Source organism: Streptomyces hokutonensis (genome assembly GCF_000376565.1).
Taxonomy (GTDB): domain Bacteria; phylum Actinomycetota; class Actinomycetes; order Streptomycetales; family Streptomycetaceae; genus Streptomyces; species Streptomyces hokutonensis.
Genome location: NZ_BARG01000063.1, coordinates 159,624 through 178,281 on the forward strand (window position 1 = coordinate 159,624; position 18,658 = coordinate 178,281).

At 69.7% G+C, this 18,658-nt stretch carries 21 protein-coding genes; 11 read left to right on the plus strand and 10 right to left on the minus strand.

Translation table 11 applies throughout. From position 1 onward, the window contains the following. Positions 1–41: 41 nt before the first annotated feature. The gene (locus SSP08S_RS37815) at positions 42–443 is read right to left on the minus strand and encodes an ATP-binding protein (protein WP_019072849.1); all 402 of its coding nucleotides are present in this window, start codon (positions 441–443) and stop codon (positions 42–44) included. Next, a complete protein-coding gene (locus SSP08S_RS37820) occupies positions 440–625 on the minus strand; it encodes a hypothetical protein (RefSeq protein ID WP_019072850.1) in 186 nt (61 codons plus the stop codon). Before SSP08S_RS37820 ends, SSP08S_RS37815 begins: the two co-directional genes overlap by 4 nt. A gap of 112 nt (positions 626–737) precedes the next feature. Here SSP08S_RS37820 and SSP08S_RS37825 point away from each other — a divergent pair, with 112 nt between their 5' ends. After that, positions 738–1,601 carry a helix-turn-helix domain-containing protein gene (locus SSP08S_RS37825; RefSeq protein ID WP_026179178.1) on the plus strand — a complete coding sequence of 288 codons (864 nt, stop codon included), beginning with the start codon at positions 738–740 and terminating at the stop codon, positions 1,599–1,601. Then, positions 1,573–1,902, plus strand: a complete 330-nt coding sequence (locus tag SSP08S_RS56685; RefSeq protein WP_019072852.1) for a DUF397 domain-containing protein — start codon at positions 1,573–1,575, stop codon at positions 1,900–1,902. Before SSP08S_RS37825 ends, SSP08S_RS56685 begins: the two co-directional genes overlap by 29 nt. Before the next feature lie 452 nt (positions 1,903–2,354). Here the strand turns inward: SSP08S_RS56685 and SSP08S_RS37835 are convergent, their stop codons facing one another. After that, positions 2,355–3,605 carry a L,D-transpeptidase gene (locus SSP08S_RS37835; protein ID WP_026179179.1) on the minus strand — a complete coding sequence of 417 codons (1,251 nt, stop codon included), beginning with the start codon at positions 3,603–3,605 and terminating at the stop codon, positions 2,355–2,357. Between the two features lie 209 nt (positions 3,606–3,814). After that, a complete protein-coding gene (locus SSP08S_RS37840; protein ID WP_051106063.1) occupies positions 3,815–4,168 on the minus strand; it encodes a hypothetical protein in 354 nt (117 codons plus the stop codon). Positions 4,169–4,298: 130 nt separating this feature from the next. Here SSP08S_RS37840 and SSP08S_RS37845 point away from each other — a divergent pair, with 130 nt between their 5' ends. Together SSP08S_RS37845 and SSP08S_RS37850 are read left to right on the plus strand one after the other, a co-directional pair. After that, positions 4,299–4,592 (plus strand): LAETG motif-containing sortase-dependent surface protein, encoded by a 294-nt coding sequence (locus tag SSP08S_RS37845; protein ID WP_019072855.1) that lies wholly within the window; start codon positions 4,299–4,301, stop codon positions 4,590–4,592. A gap of 41 nt (positions 4,593–4,633) precedes the next feature. Beyond that, positions 4,634–5,449: a hypothetical protein gene (locus SSP08S_RS37850; protein ID WP_174479432.1), complete on the plus strand. Its 816-nt coding sequence runs from the start codon at positions 4,634–4,636 to the stop codon at positions 5,447–5,449. A gap of 42 nt (positions 5,450–5,491) precedes the next feature. Here SSP08S_RS37850 and hutH read toward each other — a convergent pair whose 3' ends face one another. From hutH to SSP08S_RS37865, 3 genes are all read right to left on the minus strand, one after another. Further along, positions 5,492–7,030: a histidine ammonia-lyase gene (gene hutH, locus SSP08S_RS37855; RefSeq protein ID WP_026179181.1), complete on the minus strand. Its 1,539-nt coding sequence runs from the start codon at positions 7,028–7,030 to the stop codon at positions 5,492–5,494. 258 nt (positions 7,031–7,288) lie between these two features. Continuing rightward, the gene (locus SSP08S_RS37860) at positions 7,289–8,434 is read right to left on the minus strand and encodes a GGDEF domain-containing protein (protein ID WP_019072858.1); all 1,146 of its coding nucleotides are present in this window, start codon (positions 8,432–8,434) and stop codon (positions 7,289–7,291) included. Between the two features lie 197 nt (positions 8,435–8,631). Continuing rightward, a complete protein-coding gene (locus tag SSP08S_RS37865) occupies positions 8,632–9,426 on the minus strand; it encodes an enoyl-CoA hydratase/isomerase family protein (RefSeq protein ID WP_019072859.1) in 795 nt (264 codons plus the stop codon). Between the two features lie 146 nt (positions 9,427–9,572). Here SSP08S_RS37865 and SSP08S_RS64305 point away from each other — a divergent pair, with 146 nt between their 5' ends. After that, positions 9,573–10,196, plus strand: coding sequence for a hypothetical protein (locus SSP08S_RS64305; protein WP_019072860.1), 624 nt, complete (start codon positions 9,573–9,575; stop codon positions 10,194–10,196). A gap of 3 nt (positions 10,197–10,199) precedes the next feature. Here the strand turns inward: SSP08S_RS64305 and SSP08S_RS37875 are convergent, their stop codons facing one another. Both SSP08S_RS37875 and SSP08S_RS37880 read right to left on the minus strand, forming a co-directional pair. Then, positions 10,200–11,354: an adenylate/guanylate cyclase domain-containing protein gene (locus SSP08S_RS37875; protein ID WP_019072861.1), complete on the minus strand. Its 1,155-nt coding sequence runs from the start codon at positions 11,352–11,354 to the stop codon at positions 10,200–10,202. 118 nt (positions 11,355–11,472) lie between these two features. Continuing rightward, complete coding sequence (locus tag SSP08S_RS37880) at positions 11,473–12,348, minus strand: biotin--[acetyl-CoA-carboxylase] ligase (protein WP_019072862.1); 876 nt, start codon at positions 12,346–12,348, stop codon at positions 11,473–11,475. 111 nt (positions 12,349–12,459) lie between these two features. Between SSP08S_RS37880 and SSP08S_RS37885 the strand changes: the two genes are divergently transcribed. The 4 genes from SSP08S_RS37885 (at position 12,460) to SSP08S_RS37895 (ending at position 15,213) form a co-directional block, all read left to right on the plus strand. Then, positions 12,460–14,064, plus strand: coding sequence for an acyl-CoA carboxylase subunit beta (locus tag SSP08S_RS37885; RefSeq protein WP_019072863.1), 1,605 nt, complete (start codon positions 12,460–12,462; stop codon positions 14,062–14,064). Between the two features lie 13 nt (positions 14,065–14,077). Continuing rightward, a complete protein-coding gene (locus tag SSP08S_RS59905) occupies positions 14,078–14,287 on the plus strand; it encodes an acyl-CoA carboxylase subunit epsilon (protein ID WP_078532644.1) in 210 nt (69 codons plus the stop codon). Positions 14,288–14,424: 137 nt separating this feature from the next. Next, positions 14,425–14,556: a morphogenic membrane protein MmpB gene (mmpB, locus tag SSP08S_RS64310; RefSeq protein ID WP_019072864.1), complete on the plus strand. Its 132-nt coding sequence runs from the start codon at positions 14,425–14,427 to the stop codon at positions 14,554–14,556. 36 nt (positions 14,557–14,592) lie between these two features. Then, positions 14,593–15,213, plus strand: a complete 621-nt coding sequence (locus tag SSP08S_RS37895) for a Maf family protein (protein WP_019072865.1) — start codon at positions 14,593–14,595, stop codon at positions 15,211–15,213. Between the two features lie 3 nt (positions 15,214–15,216). Here SSP08S_RS37895 and SSP08S_RS37900 read toward each other — a convergent pair whose 3' ends face one another. Next, positions 15,217–15,711 carry a hypothetical protein gene (locus SSP08S_RS37900; RefSeq protein ID WP_019072866.1) on the minus strand — a complete coding sequence of 165 codons (495 nt, stop codon included), beginning with the start codon at positions 15,709–15,711 and terminating at the stop codon, positions 15,217–15,219. A 390-nt stretch (positions 15,712–16,101) separates the two neighbouring features. On the opposite strand from SSP08S_RS37900, the gene SSP08S_RS37905 reads away from it, so the two are divergent. Both SSP08S_RS37905 and SSP08S_RS37910 read left to right on the plus strand, forming a co-directional pair. Next, positions 16,102–17,874, plus strand: a complete 1,773-nt coding sequence (locus SSP08S_RS37905) for an acetyl/propionyl/methylcrotonyl-CoA carboxylase subunit alpha (RefSeq protein ID WP_019072867.1) — start codon at positions 16,102–16,104, stop codon at positions 17,872–17,874. 127 nt (positions 17,875–18,001) lie between these two features. After that, positions 18,002–18,577 carry a TetR/AcrR family transcriptional regulator gene (locus SSP08S_RS37910; RefSeq protein ID WP_019072868.1) on the plus strand — a complete coding sequence of 192 codons (576 nt, stop codon included), beginning with the start codon at positions 18,002–18,004 and terminating at the stop codon, positions 18,575–18,577. Positions 18,578–18,658: the final 81 nt, after the last annotated feature.

Below are 18,658 nucleotides of genomic sequence, written 5' to 3' on the forward strand. Positions count from 1 at the left end.
ATGGGCCGCCCGGGAGCAGGCCCACTTCGAAGAAGGTTCCGTCAGGGTGAACGCGTTCCCGCAGCTCCCTGAGATGAACGACCCCTTTCGGCAAGGCAGTTCAGCTCGCACCAGACCGTCTTGCGGTCCGCGCCCTGTTCCACGCCCCACCGCTGCGTGAGCGCGTCGAGGAGTGCCATGCCCCGGCCGTGTTCGTCCGTCGCGCCGGCCCTCAGCAGGACGGGCAACGCCCGCGGGTCCGGGTCGGTGACCTCGACTCGCGTGTGGCCGTCGTCCGCGTCGAGGACTCGCACGGTCACCGGAGTCCCTTCCCCGACGTGGTCGATCACGTTCGTCACCAACTCCGTTGCGCAGAGGCGGACTTCGTAGGTGTGGTGGCGGAGGTGGTGGCGAAGTTCCGGTACGGCCTTGGGAGTTGCGAGCAGACGGAGTTCGAACGTCACTGTCCCGCCGCCTTGCGGAGGGCGGCGGCGAGTTCACGGGCGGTGGCGATGTTGCAGTTCCCGAGCGCGACGAGGCCGGCGGCCAGGATGTCCACGCCGAGGGAGGGCAGCGTGATGTCGTGCAGGCCGAGGGCCTCGCGGAGTTCCTCCACGCAGAGGGTCGTGTCGTAGGGGTCGGACATGAACGGGTGCCTCCTGTGCGCTCTGTGACGAACTCCTCACAGACTGGCGTCCCGCTGGCTACCGTAAAAGAGGTTTCGCGTTCGCGACCGGCGCTGCGGAGGAGGGCAAGTGGTGGCACGGGGCAAAGACATCGACGGCTCGATGAGCGTTCCGACCTTCTACGGCAAGGAGTTGCGGTGGAAGAGGGAGGAGGCGGGGCTGTCGTTGGATGCGTTCCTGGAGGGCATCTTCTACGGCAAGACGTACCTGAGCGACATCGAGCACGGTGAGCGACGGATGCCGCTCGATCTGGCCCAGCATGCGGATCGGAAGCTGGGGACGGACGGGTTCTTCGAGCGGAACTGTGAGGTTGTGCGGAAAGCGCGGAGGGGGCCGCATGCCGCGTACTTCGAGAAGGTCCTGGAGGCGGAGAAGCACGCGGAGTCCATCGAGGAGTGGTGCCCCATCAACGTCCCGGGGCTGCTCCAAACCGCCACGTACGCGCGGACGATGGTCCGTTCGGCTCACCCGGCGGCCTCCGACGAGTGGGTCGAGGAGAAGGTGACGGGCCGCCTCGCCCGTGCCCGCCTCTTCGAGGACGACCACGCCACCCCTGAGTACTGGGTGATCCTGCACGAGTCGCTGCTTGCCGACCCGGTCCTCCCGCCAGAGGAGATGGCCGAACAACTCGACCGAATCGTGGAGTTGGCCGAGCGACGTCGGGTTACTCCGCAGATCGTTCCGCGGACGTGCGGCGCGCATCCTCTGATGGCCGCCTCCATCAAGGTCATGGCGTTCCCGGACGCCCCGCCGTTGATCTACACGGAGGCGTCGTACAGCGGTGACACCATCGACGATCCGGCCCTCGTGAAGCAGTACCGCAAGGCATACGATCGGCTCAGGGCCGTCGCGTTGTCACCGGAGGCGTCCCTGGCGATGATCAAGGCAGCGGCAGAGGAATTCCGAAATGGCAAGCAACGGGACCGACTTGAGTGACGCGCTCTGGATCAAGAGCAGCTACAGCAACGGGGATGGGGGAGATTGCGTCGAGATCGCGACCGACTTCCCCGGCTCCGCCCTCTGGCGCAAGTCGAGCTACAGCAACGGGGACGGCGGCAACTGCGTAGAGGTCGCCGCCAACCTCCCCGGCCTCGTCCCCGTCCGCGACTCCAAGACCGCCCCCCACGGCCCCGCCCTCATCCTCACCGCCTCCGCCTGGGCCCCCTTCGTCACCGCGCTGAAGACCCCTGTTGACCAGTCGGGCTTGCTGCGGGCGCCGCAGCCGGTATCGTCGTAGAAGAGGAACGAGCCCCCGCCACGGCCGGTATCCGTGACAGGGGCTCAGGCTCACTCAGGAGCCTTCGGAGGCCCCTAATACTTCTGGGGACCTCCGGCTACCTGCTGAGCCACCAGAGCCACCACCTCCTCACGTGCTTGGCCCACGATTCCGGCAGCAACCGGGTGAGCCGACACACAAGAGTCAGCCTTGGCTTGGCATGACGTCCCATGGGTGCGCCTCCCTTTTCTCAGGGAGGCGGCCTTTTTTCGTACCCGGATCCGCCTCGCTTCGGGCCGGGCCCCGAGGGGACGGGACCCGGAACAAGGGAGGCGCACCCGAGGGCGCGTCATATGACGGATATTACCGGCAACTCGCATATGCCGTACACCACTTGAGCCACGTCAGGCAACGAAAAGGCGGTCACCCCCAACCAAGGGGCAACCGCCTTCAAGCAAACCGGAGTTGGCGGATCAGACCGCCGACCCCGCCTTCCACTGCGCCCAGTCCATGTTCCAGCCGTTGAGGCCGTTGTCCGGGGCCACCGTCTTGTCACCCGTGTTGGAGATGACGACGACGTCACCCACGATCGAGTTGTTGTAGAACCAGGCGGCCGGCATGTTCTTGTCGCCTGCGCCCTTCACGTCCTGGAGACCCACGCAGCCGTGGCTGGTGTTGACGCTGCCGAAGACGGACGGCGAGCCCCAGTAGTTGCCGTGGATGAACGTGCCGGAGCTGGTGAGGCGGATGGCGTGGGGGACGTCCTTGATGTCGTACTCGCCCTTGCCGTCGTCGTCCGTGAAACCGACCGTCGCGCCGTTCATCCGGGTCTGCGTGAACTTCTCCGACATCACCATCTGGCCGTTGTACGTGGTGTGTTCGGGGGAACCGGCCGAGATCGGGATGGTCTTGACGACCTTGCCGTCCTGCTCGACCTTCATCTGCTTCGACTTGGCGTCGACGTACGAGACCTGGTTGCGGCCGATGTGGAAGGTGACCGTCTTCTGCTGCACGCCGTAGACCCCGGAGGCGCCCTCGACGCCGTCGAGCGCGAGCTTCAGCGTGACGGTGGAGTTCTCCTTCCAGTAGTCCTCGGGGCGGCAGTCCATGCGCTGGGTGTTGAACCAGTGGCAGACGACTTCCTGGCCGCTGGTGGAGGTGACGGTGACGCCCTTCTGGACGGCGGCCTTGTTGGTGATCGCCTTGTTGAAGTTGATCGAGACCGGCATGCCGACGCCGACCGTGGAACCGTCCTCGGGAGTGAAGTTCCCTATGAAGCTGTTGGCCGGGGAGACCGTGGTGAAGGAGGCGTTCTCGTGGGCGGCGAGGCCGGCGGAGTCCTTGGCGGTCGCGGCGACCTTGTAGGTCGTGGAGCGCTCCAGCTGGGCGCTGGGCTTCCAGCTGAGCTTGTCGGCGGAGATGGTGCCCGCGACGGCCGTACCGTCCGCGGTGGTCATCGTCACGGCCGTGAGCGTGCCCTTGCTGACGGTGACGGCGGCCGAGTTGTTGATGGAGGCGTTGTCCGAACCGTCCGCCGGTGTGATCTTGATCTGGGCCTCGGACGACTTCTTCGCCGCCGCCTCGTCGGCCTTCGACTGTGAGCTCTGGCTCGAGTCGCTGCCGGAGGACTTGTCGTCGCTGCCGGAACACGCCGTGAGCACGAGCACACCGCCGAGCAGTGCGGACGCGGCCACAAGACCCCTGCGCCGCTTACTGTCCGTCATCACACGCTTCTCCATCGTTGCCGAATCACCAAACACCCGAGCGCCCCGTTAAACAGTTCTTAAGAATCCAACGCTACGACTGGTGCATCCCGTTCCGCTTACCCACTATCTGTGGGGCACACCACGTCGACTGTGACGCCCGGAACCACTGGGACGACGAAACCCCGGACAGCGGTTGCCGCCCGGGGTCATACGCTCCCGCGCACGGCTCAGCCGACCACTGCCGTCCCGTCTGCTTCCTCATCGCCGTCGACATCATCCTCGTCGAGGTCCCAATCCGGCGAATCCGGGTCGTAGTCGATCTCCTCACTGCTCCATGAGGCCTGGGCCAGTTCGACCCCGGGCATCTCGCCGACCAGGTCGAACGGGTCCACGAGATAGGCGAGGGCCTCGGCGGTGTCTTCCGTCACAGCGCTCTCGGCGTGCGTCCGTTCGTCCCCGGGCAGTTCCGGATCGTCGGCGATCTTGGCCAGCGCGGCCTTGGTCACGGCGTCCTCGTTCTCCACTTCAAGAACGAGTTCGACACGAAGGCGTACAAAACGTGATGTCTCTGGAGTGCTCATGCCGGGAGCGTACGGCCCACAGCTCCCGTGACTTTCCCACGACCCGCAGAGTTCATTAGCATCGCTCCACACGGCCAATTCGCCAGCGCCACAAGGGGATCGATATTCCGTGTCAACCGCTCGCCGAACGATGCTGACCGCCACCGCCGCGGGCACCCTGCTGGGCGCCCTGTGGTTCGTCCCCTCCGCCAACGCGACGGTGACCGACCAGGTGAGAGTGGAGACTTCGGCGACGCCAACCTCCCAGGTCACCCAGCAGGCCAGGGTGACCTCCTCGGCGGTCACCACCTACTCGGACGACACCCAACTCGCCGACACCGGAAGCCCGGACACCACGCCGTACATCGTCGGCGGGACCGTCTTCCTCGGTCTCGGCGCCGGTTTCGTGGCGTATTCGGTGCGGCGGGAGCGCCTCGGGTTTTAAGTTGCTTGACTCTTACTTGACTCAAGCTTCATAGTCCGCTCATGAAGAGATCATCGGGCATACGGCTGTGCGTCACCGTCGCGGTGGGCGCACTGTCGCTGGCCCTCATCACCGGCTGCTCCGACGGCGGTTCGGACACCGCGAAGAGCGACGACGCCAAGAGCAACGCCGAAGGCACCACCAAGAACTCCGCGAAGGCGCTCAGCGCCGCCGAGTTGCAGAAGCTGGCCCTCGCGAAGGGCGATGTCACCGGCTACGAGGTCGGGTCGGTCGGCAAGACGTACCCCGCGACCAAGAGCGCCGTCACCGTCGACAAGGCGCAGTGCCGCCCGCTGGCCTGGGCGATGGCCGGGCAGGCGCCGGGCGACGCCGCCGCGGCCACGAACAGGCTGGTCACCGAGGCGAAGAAGACCTCCTCCACCCCCTCCAAGTCCGTGGAGGACATGACCGAGGAGGAGTTCGACGACGCGTTCGGCTCCGCACTGGACCGCACGACCACCGTCGTAGGACTGTCCTCGTACGACGGCGACGGCGCCGAGAAGACGTTCAAGACCATCTCCGACGCGGTCAAGACCTGCGCCGGCGGCTTCACCCTCGTCCCCGGCTCCGACGGCACCAAGTACACCGGCGTCGCGACCGAGAAGGCCTCGAACTCCGGCGACGAGTCGGTGGCGTTCGGCGCGACCGCCGTCATGGAGGACACCGGCGGCAAGACGGGCACCGTGCACACCGAGGTGGTGCGGCACGGCAACACCCTCGTCACGTACTACACGGTCAACCTCGGCGCCCTGATGACGCAGAAGGCCTACGCCATCCCGACCGCCGTGATCACCGCCCAGTCCGCCAAGCTGAAGTGACGTACGGGGCCCGGCAGTTGCCACAGCCGGGCCCCAACACCCCTACCGCAGCGGCCCGGTGACCTTCTCCACGGCCTCCACCACACACCCGTCCCGCACAAACGCCTCCGCAGCGGCCAGGTCGGGAGACAGGAACCGGTCCGGCCCAGGACCCTCGACTCCCGCCGCCCGCACGGCGTCGATGACCGCCCGGGACGCGGGCGCCGGAGCCAGCCCCTCACGCAACTCCACGGCACGCGTGGCCGCGTACAACTCCACCGCGATGATCCGAGTGAGGTTGCCGACGGCGGTGCGCAGCTTGCGCGCGGCCGACCACCCCATGGAGACATGGTCCTCCTGCATGGCGGAGGACGGAATCGAGTCGGCGGAGGCAGGCACGGCCAGCCGCTTCATCTCACTCACCAGGGCGGCCTGCGTGTACTGGGCGATCATCAGCCCGGAGTCGACACCGGCATCGTCCGCGAGGAACGGCGGCAGCCCGTGCGACCGGTTCTTGTCGAGCAGCCGGTCGGTACGCCGCTCGGAGATCGACCCGAGATCGGCAGCAGCGATGGCAAGAAAGTCAAGAACGTAAGCCACGGGCGCACCATGGAAGTTGCCGTTGGACTCCACCCGACCGTCAGGCAGCACAACGGGATTGTCGACGGCCGAAGCCAACTCCCGCTCCGCAACGAGCCGAGCATGCGCGATGGTGTCCCGCCCCGCACCCGCGACCTGCGGAGCACACCGCACCGAGTACGCGTCCTGAACCCGCGGCGCGCCGTCCTGGTGATGCCCGGTGAGCTCCGAACCGGCAAGCACGGCAAGCATGTTGGCGGCACTGGCACCCTGCCCGGGATGCGGCCGGATGGCGTGCAACTCGGGCGCGAGCACCTTGTCGGTACCGAGCAGCGCCTCCAGACTCAACGCTGCCGTGACGTCGGCGGACTTGTAGAGCATGTCCAGATCGGCGAGAGCCATGACCAGCATGCCGAGCATCCCGTCGGTGCCGTTGAGAAGGGCAAGCCCCTCCTTCTCCCGCAGCTCGACAGGCACGATCCCGGCTTCACCCAACAACTCACCGGCGGGCCGCACAACCCCATCGGGCCCCTCGGCGTCACCCTCTCCCATCAGCGTCAGGGCGCAGTGCGAGAGCGGGGCAAGGTCACCGGAGCACCCGAGAGAGCCGTACTCATGAACAACGGGGGTGATCCCGGCGTTGAGCACATCGGCCATGGTCTGAGCGACCTCAGGCCGCACACCGGTGTGCCCGGAGCACACAGTCTTGAGCCGCAGGAACATAAGAGCGCGCACGACCTCCCGCTCCACCCGCGGCCCCATCCCCGCGGCATGCGAGCGAACGATGTTGCGCTGCAACTGGGCCCGCAGCTCCGGGCTGATGTGCCGGGACGCCAACGCCCCGAACCCCGTACTGACGCCATACACGGGCTCCGGCTTGGCGGCCAGCGCGTCCACGATCTCCCGCGCCGCGGCGAGCGCCGCGAGGGCCTCACCCGAGAGCTCGATCCGGGCGCCTCCGCGCGCCACGGCAAGAACGTCGGACGCGGTGACCCCCGACGTCCCCACCACCACAGTGTGCATATCCATATTCAGGAGCGTACGCATTGAATGCGGCAGTGTCACTACCGGGTACCCACTTAGACCCTTACAGATAGGTCACTGGGCAGAGCGGGCCGACAGCCGCGTACGGCGCGAAGGTGCCGTGTCGGGGGGTGTCCGCCCGCAGCGGTTGGCGCGTCAACACCCTCAAAATCCTGCGAGACCGATTCCGCGCCGTTCCGAGGACGGACACCCCCCGACACGGCACCGACCCACACCAAACGCGACGCGACCCACCCATCACGCCCGCCGCCCCCGAAACCGCCGCCGCTCGGCAGGCATCTCCGGCGTAGGGGAGTCGGCAAGCCGCACCACCGGATCGTCCGGCCCGTCCCGCCCGGCAACCACCGGCCGGTCCGCCCGCAGCGCCTTCGCCCGGTACTGAGCCGCGTCCGCGAGCCGGAACAGCCGCCGCCCGGACCGCACCGCCCCGATCGGATCCTCGGTGGACGCAACCCCACACGCGACCCCCTCCCCCAGCTCCAACTCGGCAGCCCTGCGGCACAGTTCACCCGCCGCGTCGACCACCTCGTCAGCAGGCGGCCCGACCGCGAGCAGACAGAACTCGTCCCCGCCGAGCCGCGCCGCCAGCGCCCCCGGCAGCATCGCCCCGCACAGCGACAGCACCGACCCGAACCGCTCGAGCAGCCGGTCACCGACCGCGTGCCCCTGGGTGTCGTTGACGCGCTTGAGCCCATTGAGATCGCACACCACAAGGCTGACCACAACCCCGTCCCGCCGATGCCGCTCAACCGCCTCGTCGAGCCGTACATCCACGGCCCGCCGATTGGCGAGCCCGGTGAGCGCGTCCGTGAAGGCGAGCCGCCGAGCCTCCTCCAGCCGCTCGGTCTGCGCGATCCCGGCCGCAACGACAGAGGCCAGCACAGTCGCGAAGTCCGCGTCGCCCCGCCCGAACACGGCCGCACCGACCGGCCGCGCCACATACAGCTCACCCCAGGCCCGCCCGTGCAGCACGATCGGCGCGACCACACAGCATCCGCGCCTACGACGACGGAGGGCGGCGACCCGCTGATGGCAGTAGCCGGGACTGCCCGCGGCCAGGCCCTCCGCCGTCTCGACCCAGGCATTGGGCTCGCCGCCCCCGGCCCACCGCTCGTGCAGAAACTCGGTGATCTCCGGGAACTGGTGCACCGGATAGGTCTCACCGTCCGGGAACTCCTCCTCGCCGGCGGCCCGCTCCCCCACGTTGACGAGGACCCGCAGCCGCCCCAGCTCCCGCTCCCACACCGACAGCGCGGCAAAACTCCCGTCCAGCGCCCGGCACGCCCCGGCCGCCGCCGCCCGCCAGGACTCGCGCGGGGTGTGCGCAGCCGCCATCCCCTGCGCCAGCTCCACCACGGCAGCCAGCCGCCTGTCCTCACCCATCACTCCAGGCTAGGGAGGTTTAGGGCATACCGGGACATTGATGCGGCGAACAGGTGTCGGGGGGTGGGAGACCGGAGGCTTGGGCTGTCTGTCATGTGCGGGTCCGGTGGGGGCTGGTCGCGCCCACGCGGCGGAGCCGCACATGTCACAGCCCCGCGCCCCTAAGAGGTTGGTGCTGGGGGCGTTGGTGGGTGGGCCTACTCCCCCGGCCACTCCGGCTTCCGCTTCTCGTTGAACGCCGCGACACCCTCCGCCCGGTCCCCCGAGAAGGCCACCGACCGCCAGGCCGCGTCCTCGACCTCGAGTCCGGTCCGCAGATCGAGCCCATGCCCTAGCCGCAGCGCCCGCTTGGCCGCGCGCAGCCCGACGGGCGAGTTCACGGCGATGCGCGCACCCAAGGCAAGGGCCTCCTCACGATCCTGCCCCGCCTCCACCAGGACGTCCACCAGCCCCAGCTCCGCCGCCTCGGGCGCCTCCAACCGCCGTGCGGTGAAGATGAGTTCGGCCGCCCGAGCCGCCCCCACCCGCCGAGGCAGCAGCTGCGTACCGCCGCCCCCCGGAATCACCCCCACCGACACCTCCGGCAACCCCACCACGGCAGTACCGTCGGCCACGATCAGGTCGCAGGACAGGGCCAGTTCGAAACCACCACCCAGCGCGAACCCGTGCACGGCGGCGATCGTAGGCATCGGGAGTTCCAGAACACCCGTGTACGCGCTCCGAGCGAGCGGCCGCTGCCGTACGAGCTCCGCGTCGGTGAGCGAGTTGCGCTCCTTGAGGTCGGCGCCGACGCAGAAGGCCCGCTCGTGCGAGGAGGTCAGCACGGTGACGCGGACGTCCCGGTCGGCCGCCAGCGCCGTACAGGCGGCGGCGATGGACCCGGCCATCGCGGTGGAGACGGCGTTCATGGCCTTGGGCCGGTCCAGGACGAGTTCCGCGACGTGGTCGTGCCGCCGCACCAGCACGAACTCCCCGAACCGTTCCTCGCTCATGACACCCTCCTGGTTAACGTGGGTTAACTTAACTCGCCCCGATCATCGCACGGCCCTTCCCCGTTCGGGTGACATGCCGCCCAACTCCCGCCGGACCGCCCGGAGAAGCGCATAACGTGCGTCCGCCACACGACAGGGGAGGGATCGTGACGACGACCACGCAGGCGGAGCGGGCCGAGGACACCGCGGACGTAGCGCCACCCGTCCTTCCCCGGGGCCGCCACCGACGCCCCAGGCCGCGCAAGGTCCTGCTCGCCTTCGGCGGCCTGGCGGTGGCCGCCGGGGTGCTGAGCCTCGTACGGCTGACGCCCGAGTCGGGGGTCGGCGGGGTGGGCACGGCGGAGGCGGAACCGAGCCCGGACGTGGACGCGGGGCAGAGCGCCGGGCACCCGGCCAACGCCGCCGCCACGATCAGCGCGGACCCGACGGCGTTCCCGTCCACGATCCCGTCCGCGCTCCCCTCCGCGACCTCGGTGATGGGCGGCGCGAGCCCGACGCCGACCACCGCCTCCGGCGTCGTACCGACTCCGTACGCGACGACGGCACCCACGACCGCCCCCGAGGCGACGACGGCGCAGGGCACCCCACAGCCACACGCACCGGTCACCGCACCGGCCCCCCAGGCACCCGCGACGAGCGCGGCCCCGCAGCCGGCACCCACACCGACCCCGAGCCGGACCGCCAACTCCCCCGCCCCCGAGCCGAGTCGGCCGAGTCTGTGCGTGCCGATCATCGGGCTCTGCGTGGACCCACTGGTCCACGGGAGTTGAGGGCTACGCCGGGGCCGAGTCCCGGCGGGTCAGCAGCCAGGGTTCGACCACACCCAGGCCGCGCACCGGCCGCTGCCACATCGGCTGGAGCGCGAAACGGTACGTGGGCGGCTCCTCGCCCTCCTTCTCGGCGGTGGCCGCGGCCTCGGCCGCCTCCGCCTCGGAGGCGGGGGCCTCGCCGCTGCGGATGAGCTCCTCGGCGAAGGCGCTGTCGACGAGGACGGCGTCGCGGGGAGCTATCGAGGTCAGCCGCGAGGCGAGGTTGACGGTCGTGCCGAAGACGTCGCCCATGCGGGTCGTGACCGTGCCGAAGGCGATGCCGACGCGGAGTTCGGGCATGGTCTCGTCGTGGGCCATGGTCTCGATCAGGCGCAGCGCGATCTCGGCGGCGACCCCGGCATCGTCGGCGGAGAACAGGACCTCGTCGCCGAGGGTCTTGATGAGCCGGCCGCCGCGGGCGGCCACGAGGTCGGCGGCGGTGGTCTCGAAGGCCTCGACGAGTTCGCCGAGTTCTTCCTCCTCCATGCGGCGGGTCAGCCGTGTGAAGCCCACCAGGTCGGCGAAGCCGACGGCGAGGCGCCGGTCGACCATCTCCTCGTCGTCGCTGGCCTGGACGACCCGGCCGGCCGAGGCGGCGAGCTGGCGCCGCCACACATAGACGAGGAACTCCTCCAGCTCGGGCAGCAGCAGCTCGATGATCGGGTACGTCACCTCGGTGCGGGACATGCCGGGCTCGGGCGGCTCGGTCAGGCCCTCCAGGAACGAGTCCATCTGCCAGCCGGCCAGCCGCGCGGTGGTCTGCCCGGTGGAGCGGGCCACCTGCACGGCCATCGCCTCGCTCAGCAGCCCCGCCTCGACGAGACCGGCGAGGCGGCGCAGCGCGAGGACGTCCGCCTCGGTGAACGCCTTGGCCTGGCCGACGTCGGCGAAGCCCATGGCGCGCCAGAAGCGGGTGGCCAGCTCCATGGAGACGCCGGCGGTACGGGCCGCCTGGAACGGCGTGTAGCGGCGCTCCGCGCCCAGGATGAGCCCTTCGAGGCGCAGCGCGAGGGGGTCTTCGCCGGGATCGGCGGCATAGGGGTCGGCCCGGCCACCGGCGGCATCGGGGTCCACCCGGCCGTCCGCGTCCGCGCCGGAGCCCGTGTCGTCGACGGTCACGCCTGCTGCCCTTCCGATCTGCCACGGTCAGGTATCGACCGGGCCCAATGCTACGGCAGGTGTGGGCCAGCTCACTCCGTGAGTCACGCGGACAAAGCTGCCACAAGAGCGGCCGGGGTCACGCGGGGCGCAGGTGCACGATGTCGCCCGCCCCCACCGGCTCCTGCACTCCGTCCTCCGTCGCGAGGACCAGCCGCCCGTCCCCGTCGATCGCGACGGCCTCGCCGGTGATCGACCGGTCCCCGGGCAGCTCGGCCCGTACGACCCGGCCGAGCGTGGCGCAGCCGGCCGCGTAGGTCTCCTGGAGGCCGCTCTCCACCGGGTCGCCGCCAGCCGCGCGCCACTTGTCGTACCAGTGCTCCAGGGACCGCAGAACGGCCCGCAGCAGGGGGTCGCGGTCCGTGGCGACGGCCCCGGCCAGGGCCAGGGAGGCCGCCTGGGGCACGGGCAGCTCGTCCTCACGCAGGGTGACGTTGATGCCGACGCCGATGACCACGGCGTCGTCCCCGGCGCGCTCGGCGAGGATGCCGCCGGCCTTGCGCTCCTCGCCACCGACAGTCACCAGCAGGTCGTTGGGCCACTTGAGTGCCGTGTCGACGCCGGCCGACCGCGCCAGACCGGTGGCGACGGCGACACCGGTGAGCAGCGGGAGCCAGCCCCAGCGGGCCACGGGGACGTCGCCCGGCTTCAGCAGGACGGAGAAGAAGAGCCCGGAGCGGGCCGGTGCCGTCCACTGCCGGTCGAGGCGCCCGCGCCCGGCGGTCTGCTCCTCGGCGACCAGCACCGCGCCCTCGTCGGCGTCCCCCGCGACCGCGCGGGCGAGGAGGTCGGCGTTGGTGGACCCGGTGCGCTGGACGACCTCGATGTCGCAGTAGAGGCCCGCGTGGCCGCCGTCCCGCACCAGGCCCTTGCGCAGCGCGGCGCCGTTGAGCGGTGGACGGTCCAGATCGGACCAACGACTGCTGTTCTCGTCTGAGGCATCTCGCGGCGTCATGCAAGCCACCCTAGGTGTGTTGTACGCCGCACTGCCGATCGGTAGGCACGCCACTACTCTACGAATGAGTAACCGTCCCCCCTTTTGAGCAGGCAGGGAGCCGTAATCCCGATGTCCGAGCCGGAAGCGCCTCAAGAGATCGACATCCACACCACCGCCGGGAAGATCGCGGATCTTCGGCGCCGCACCCAGGAGGCGACGCACGCGGGCTCGGAGCGCGCGGTCGAAAAACAGCACGCCAAGGGCAAGTTGACGGCCCGTGAGCGGATCGACCTGCTCCTCGACGAGGACTCCTTCGTCGAGTTCGACGAGTTCACCCGGCACCGGTCCACGGACTTCGGCCTGGAGAAGAACCGCCCCTACGGCGACGGTGTCGTCTCCGGCTACGGCACGGTCGACGGCCGCCCCGTCGCCGTGTTCTCGCAGGACTTCACGGTCTTCGGCGGCGCCCTCGGCGAGGTCTACGGCCAGAAGATCGTCAAGGTGATGGACTTCGCGCTGAAGACCGGCTGTCCGGTCATCGGCATCAACGACTCCGGCGGCGCCCGCATCCAGGAGGGCGTGGCCTCGCTCGGCGCGTACGGCGAGATCTTCCGCCGCAACACGCACGCGAGCGGCGTGATCCCACAGATCAGCCTGGTCGTCGGCCCGTGCGCGGGCGGCGCGGTCTACTCCCCCGCGATCACCGACTTCACGGTGATGGTCGACCAGACCTCGCACATGTTCATCACCGGACCCGACGTCATCAAGACGGTCACCGGCGAGGACGTCGGCTTCGAGGAACTGGGCGGCGCGCGCACCCACAACTCCGTGTCCGGCGTGGCCCATCACATGGCGGGCGACGAGAAGGACGCGATCGAGTACGTCAAGCAGCTGCTGTCGTACCTCCCGTCCAACAACCTCAGCGAACCCCCCGCGTTCCCCGAGGAGGCGGACCTCGCCGTCACGGACGAGGACCGCGAGCTGGACACCCTGGTCCCGGACAGCGCGAACCAGCCGTACGACATGCACACGGTGATCGAACACGTCCTGGACGACGCCGAGTTCTTCGAGACGCAGCCGCTGTTCGCGCCGAACATCCTCACCGGTTTCGGCCGCGTCGAGGGCCGCCCGGTGGGCGTGGTCGCGAACCAGCCCATGCAGTTCGCGGGCTGCCTGGACATCGACGCGTCCGAGAAGGCGGCGCGCTTCGTCCGCACCTGCGACGCGTTCAACGTCCCCGTCCTCACCTTCGTGGACGTCCCCGGCTTCCTCCCGGGCGTCGACCAGGAGCACTACGGCATCATCCGCAGAGGCGCGAAACTGATCTACGCGTACGCGGAGGCGACCGTCCCCCTCATCACGGTCATCACCCGCAAGGCCTTCGGCGGCGCCTACGACGTCATGGGCTCCAAGCACCTGGGCGCCGACCTCAACCTCGCCTGGCCGACCGCCCAGATCGCCGTCATGGGCGCCCAGGGCGCGGTCAACATCCTGCACCGCCGCACGCTCGCCGAGGCGGAGGCGGCCGGCGAGGACCTGGACGCGGTGCGCGCCCGTCTCATCCAGGAGTACGAGGACACCCTCCTCAACCCCTACATCGCGGCCGAGCGCGGCTACATCGACGCGGTCGTCCTCCCCTCCGACACCCGCCGCCACGTGGTCCGGGGCCTGCGCCAACTCCGCACCAAGCGCGAGTCGTTGCCCCCCAAGAAGCACGGCAACATCCCCCTGTAGAGGAGCGGCCTCCATGAACATCAAAGTCGTAAGGGGCAACCCGACCCCGGAGGAGCTGGCCGCCGCCCTGGCAGTGGTCAGGGCCCGCGCCGCGGCGGCGACAACGACACCGCCCGGCGCACCGAGGCAGCGCGACGCGTGGTCGGACCCGTCGAGGATCGCGGGCGCGAGGCTCCCCATCCCGGGCCCGAGTGCATGGACCCGCACATTCTGGCCGGGTTAAGGGCATCGCCCTTAAGGGGCGCGGGGCTGTGTCGATTTGCGGCTCCGCCGCGTGGGCGCACAGAGGAACAACTCCGGGCAAGAATTTAAGTACCCGTACTCAGGCGCCCGCCCCCACCCAAGCCGCACGCTGGTGCCATGCTGTGGTCCGACCCCGATGACGAACCTCCCGAGGAACTGCGGGAGATGCAGGTCATGCTGCGGCGGCTCGGAATACTCATGGCACTCGCGATGGTGCTGGCGATGATCGTGATCGGGCTCTCGGCCTGAGGCGAGCGGCCAACGCGCCGCGGATACCCTGGCCGTATGACAGATCAGCCGCGCCGCCGCCTCGTGCTCGCCTCCCAGTCCCCCGCCCGGCTGGGCCTCCTGCGCCAGGCGGGACTGGACCCCGAGGTGATCGTGAGCGGGGTGGACGAGGACGCGATCTCAGCCCCCACCCCGGCCGAGCTGGCGCGAGCACTCGCCGAGGCGAAGGCTTCCGTCGTGGCCGCCCGCCCGGAGGTGCACGGCGCACTGGTGATCGGCTGCGACTCGGTGCTGGACCTGGACGGCGAGGCGCTGGGCAAGCCCGCCGACGCCGAGGAGGCCACCGCCCGCTGGAAGTCGATGCGCGGCCGGGCCGGCACACTCCAGACCGGGCACTGCGTCTACGACACGACGAGCAACCGGTATGTCTCGGCGACCGCGTCGACCGTCGTCCGCTTCGGCGAGCCGACCGACGCCGAGGTCGCCGCGTACGTCGCCTCGGGCGAACCCCTTTACGTGGCCGGGGCGTTCACGCTCGACGGCCGTTCCGCACCGTTCATCGAGGGCATCGACGGCGACCACGGCAATGTGATCGGCATCAGCCTGCCGCTCGTTCGGCGCCTGCTGGGCCAACTGGGCGTCGGTATCACGGAGTTGTGGACGCCCCGGGAGAAGTAGCGATCAGGAGGGGCTGGGGGCCGGCGGCGGGGTGATCGGCGCCGGGCCCTTGTCGGGCCGCTCGGGGTCCTTCGGGTCCTTGGGGCCCTCCGATGCCGGGGCCGCGTCCGAGGGGTCCTCCAGGCGGTCGTAGGTCATCAGAAGCAGGATCACGAGGCCGAGCACCACCACCATGAACGCGAACGCGGCCTTGCCCTCCACCATGGCCCACGCGAACGCGGCCAGCAGCCCGTGCACCACGGCCACGCTGATCAGGAGGATGCGGCCGAGGCCGGCCGGGGCCCGGTCGCGTATCGCGACCAGCAGGGCGACCACGGCGCACAGGAGGAAGTAGAGGCCGAAGAGGACTCCGCCGACCTTCGAGGAGACGGACATCGCGTCCGGGTCGATACCGGCCAGAGACATGTTCTGGCGGTCGGCGACGATCCCCAGGAACCAGTTCAGCGCGGCTACGCCGAAGGCCTCCACGAAGAGAACGACCGCCAGGATCCATGCCACCGGCCTGCGTACCACCGGCCCCCACCCACTCTCGACCACCGCTCGACCAAAGTTGTCGTTACCTCAAGTACGTTCGAGGCACGGTGAACGCTACTAACGGGTAAACCGCGGGACAAGGGTTGTGGCAGGGGCAAAGAATCATTGGGCCATTCGTAGGGACTCCACAAAGAAACGGCGTGGCGCGCGGCACGCTCTCACAGAGACCTTGACCACACAGGAGGGCTAGGGTTTCCCCGAGGAGTCCTGCGTACCGAGGTGCGACAAGGGATTTCACGGGTCGAGCGGGCCTCGTATCACGCTCCGTGTGGGCAAGCTCACCACAGGGGACGGGTCGATGCGCCGTGTCGGCAGTCCCTAAACTCGGCTTGTTTCAAGGAGGGAGCCTCAATCGTGCGCAAGGTGCTCATCGCCAATCGTGGCGAAATCGCTGTCCGCGTTGCCCGGGCCTGCCGGGATGCCGGGATCGCGAGCGTGGCCGTATACGCCGACCCGGACCGGGACGCTCTGCATGTCCGCGCCGCGGATGAGGCGTTCGCCCTGGGCGGTGACACACCGGCGAGCAGCTACCTGGACATCACCAAGGTCCTGAACGCGGCCCGTGAGTCCGGTGCCGACGCCGTCCACCCCGGCTACGGCTTCCTGTCCGAGAACGCCGAGTTCGCACAGGCGGTCCTCGACGCGGACCTGATCTGGATCGGCCCGCCGCCGCAGGCGATCCGCGACCTCGGTGACAAGGTCGCCGCCCGGCACATCGCGCAGCGCGCCGGTGCCCCGCTGGTGGCCGGCACCCCGGACCCCGTCTCCGGCTCGGACGAGGTCGTGGCGTTCGCCGAGCAGCACGGGCTGCCCATCGCGATCAAGGCCGCGTTCGGTGGCGGCGGCCGCGGTCTGAAGGTCGCCCGCACCCTCGAAGAGGTCCCCGAGCTCTACGACTCCGCCGTACGCGAGGCGGTCGCCGCCTTCGGCCGCGGCGAGTGCTTCGTCGAGCGCTACCTCGACAAGCCCCGGCACGTGGAGACCCAGTGCCTGGCCGACACCCACGGCAACGTGGTCGTCGTGTCGACGCGTGACTGCTCCCTCCAGCGCCGGCACCAGAAGCTGGTCGAGGAGGCGCCCGCGCCCTTCCTCTCCGAGGCCCAGGTCGCCGAGCTGTACTCCTCCTCCAAGGCCATCCTCAAGGAGGCCGGTTACGTCGGCGCCGGGACCGTCGAGTTCCTCGTCGGCCAGGACGGCACGATCTCCTTCCTCGAGGTCAACACCCGCCTCCAGGTCGAGCACCCGGTCACCGAGGAGGTCGCCGGCATCGACCTCGTGCGCGAGATGTTCCGTATCGCCGACGGCGAGGAACTCGGCTACGGCGACCCCGAACTGCGCGGCCACTCCTTCGAGTTCCGCATCAACGGCGAGGACCCGGGCCGCGGCTTCCTGCCCGCGCCCGGCACCGTCACCACGTTCGCCCCGCCGTCCGGCCCGGGTGTCCGCCTGGACGCCGGTGTCGAGACCGGCTCGGTGATCGGCCCGGCGTGGGACTCGCTGCTCGCCAAGCTGATCGTCACCGGCGCGACCCGCGAGCAGGCGCTGCAGCGCGCTGCGCGGGCGCTGGAGGAGTTCCGGGTCGAGGGCATGGCCACCGCGATCCCCTTCCACCGCGCGGTCGTCAAGGACCCGGCGTTCGCCCCCGAACTCACCGGCTCCGCCGAGCCGTTCACGGTCCACACCCGCTGGATCGAGACCGAGTTCGTCAACGACATCAAGCCCTTCGCGGCCCCCGCGGACACCGAGGCGGACGAGGACGCCGACCGCGAGACGATCGTCGTCGAGGTCGGCGGCAAGCGTCTTGAGGTCTCCCTCCCGGTCTCGCTCGGCATGTCCCTGGCCCGCACCGGCCTCGCCGCCGGCGCCAAGCCCAAGCGCCGGGCGGCCAAGAAGTCCGGCCCCGTCGCCTCCGGCGACACCCTCGCCTCGCCGATGCAGGGCACGATCGTCAAGGTCGCGGTCGAGGAGGGCCAGGAGGTCAAGGAGGGCGACCTCGTCGTCGTACTCGAAGCGATGAAGATGGAACAGCCGCTGAACGCGCACAAGTCCGGCACCATCAAGGGCCTCGGCGCGGAGGTCGGCGCGTCCATCACGTCCGGCGCCGCGATCTGCGAGATCAAGGACTGATCCGACCGTACGTACAGAGGTGCCCGGCCGACAGGAACAGCCTGTCCGCCGGGCACCTCTGTAATGTGACGGGACAACAATGTGACGGGACAACGCCGTATCGCGCCGAGGAGGGCAGGTGGGACCCATGGCCAGCGCAGCCGGGCCGCCGGCGGGTCTGCGTGCCGACGCCCGCCGCAACTACGAGCGGCTGCTCACCGAGGCCCGCGTGTCCTTCGCCGCGCACGGCACGGACGCGTCCCTGGAGGACGTGGCGCGGCGCGCGGGCGTCGGCATCGGCACGCTGTATCGCCACTTCCCGAACCGGCAGTCCCTGATGAGCGCGGTCTTCGAGGACGCGGTGGGTGAACTCCTCGCGCGCTCACGGGAGTTGCTGACCGCGCCGCAGCCGTGTGCGGCTTTGGTCACCTGGCTGCGGGAGATGGTGGCGCATGCGAGCGAGTACCGGGGGCTGGCTCGGGCGTTGATGGCCGTGGGCCAGGACGAGACGTCTGCCCTGGCCCGGTGCAGCAGCCCTATCCGGGAAGCAGGGGGTGCGTTGCTGTTCCGGGCGCAGGAGGCGGGTGACGTGCGCGGTGACGTCGAGATCGGCGATCTGCTGCAGCTGACGCATGCGATCGCGTTGGCGGCGGAGGGGAATCCTGGGGATCCTGAACTGGCGGACAGGTTGCTGACGTTGACGCTGCGCGGATTGAAGCCGTAGCGCTGTCTCGTTTTCGGGTGCGGGTCGGTGGGGGCTGGTCGCGCAGTTCCCCGCGCCCCCTGAACCCAGGCCGCTTTTAAG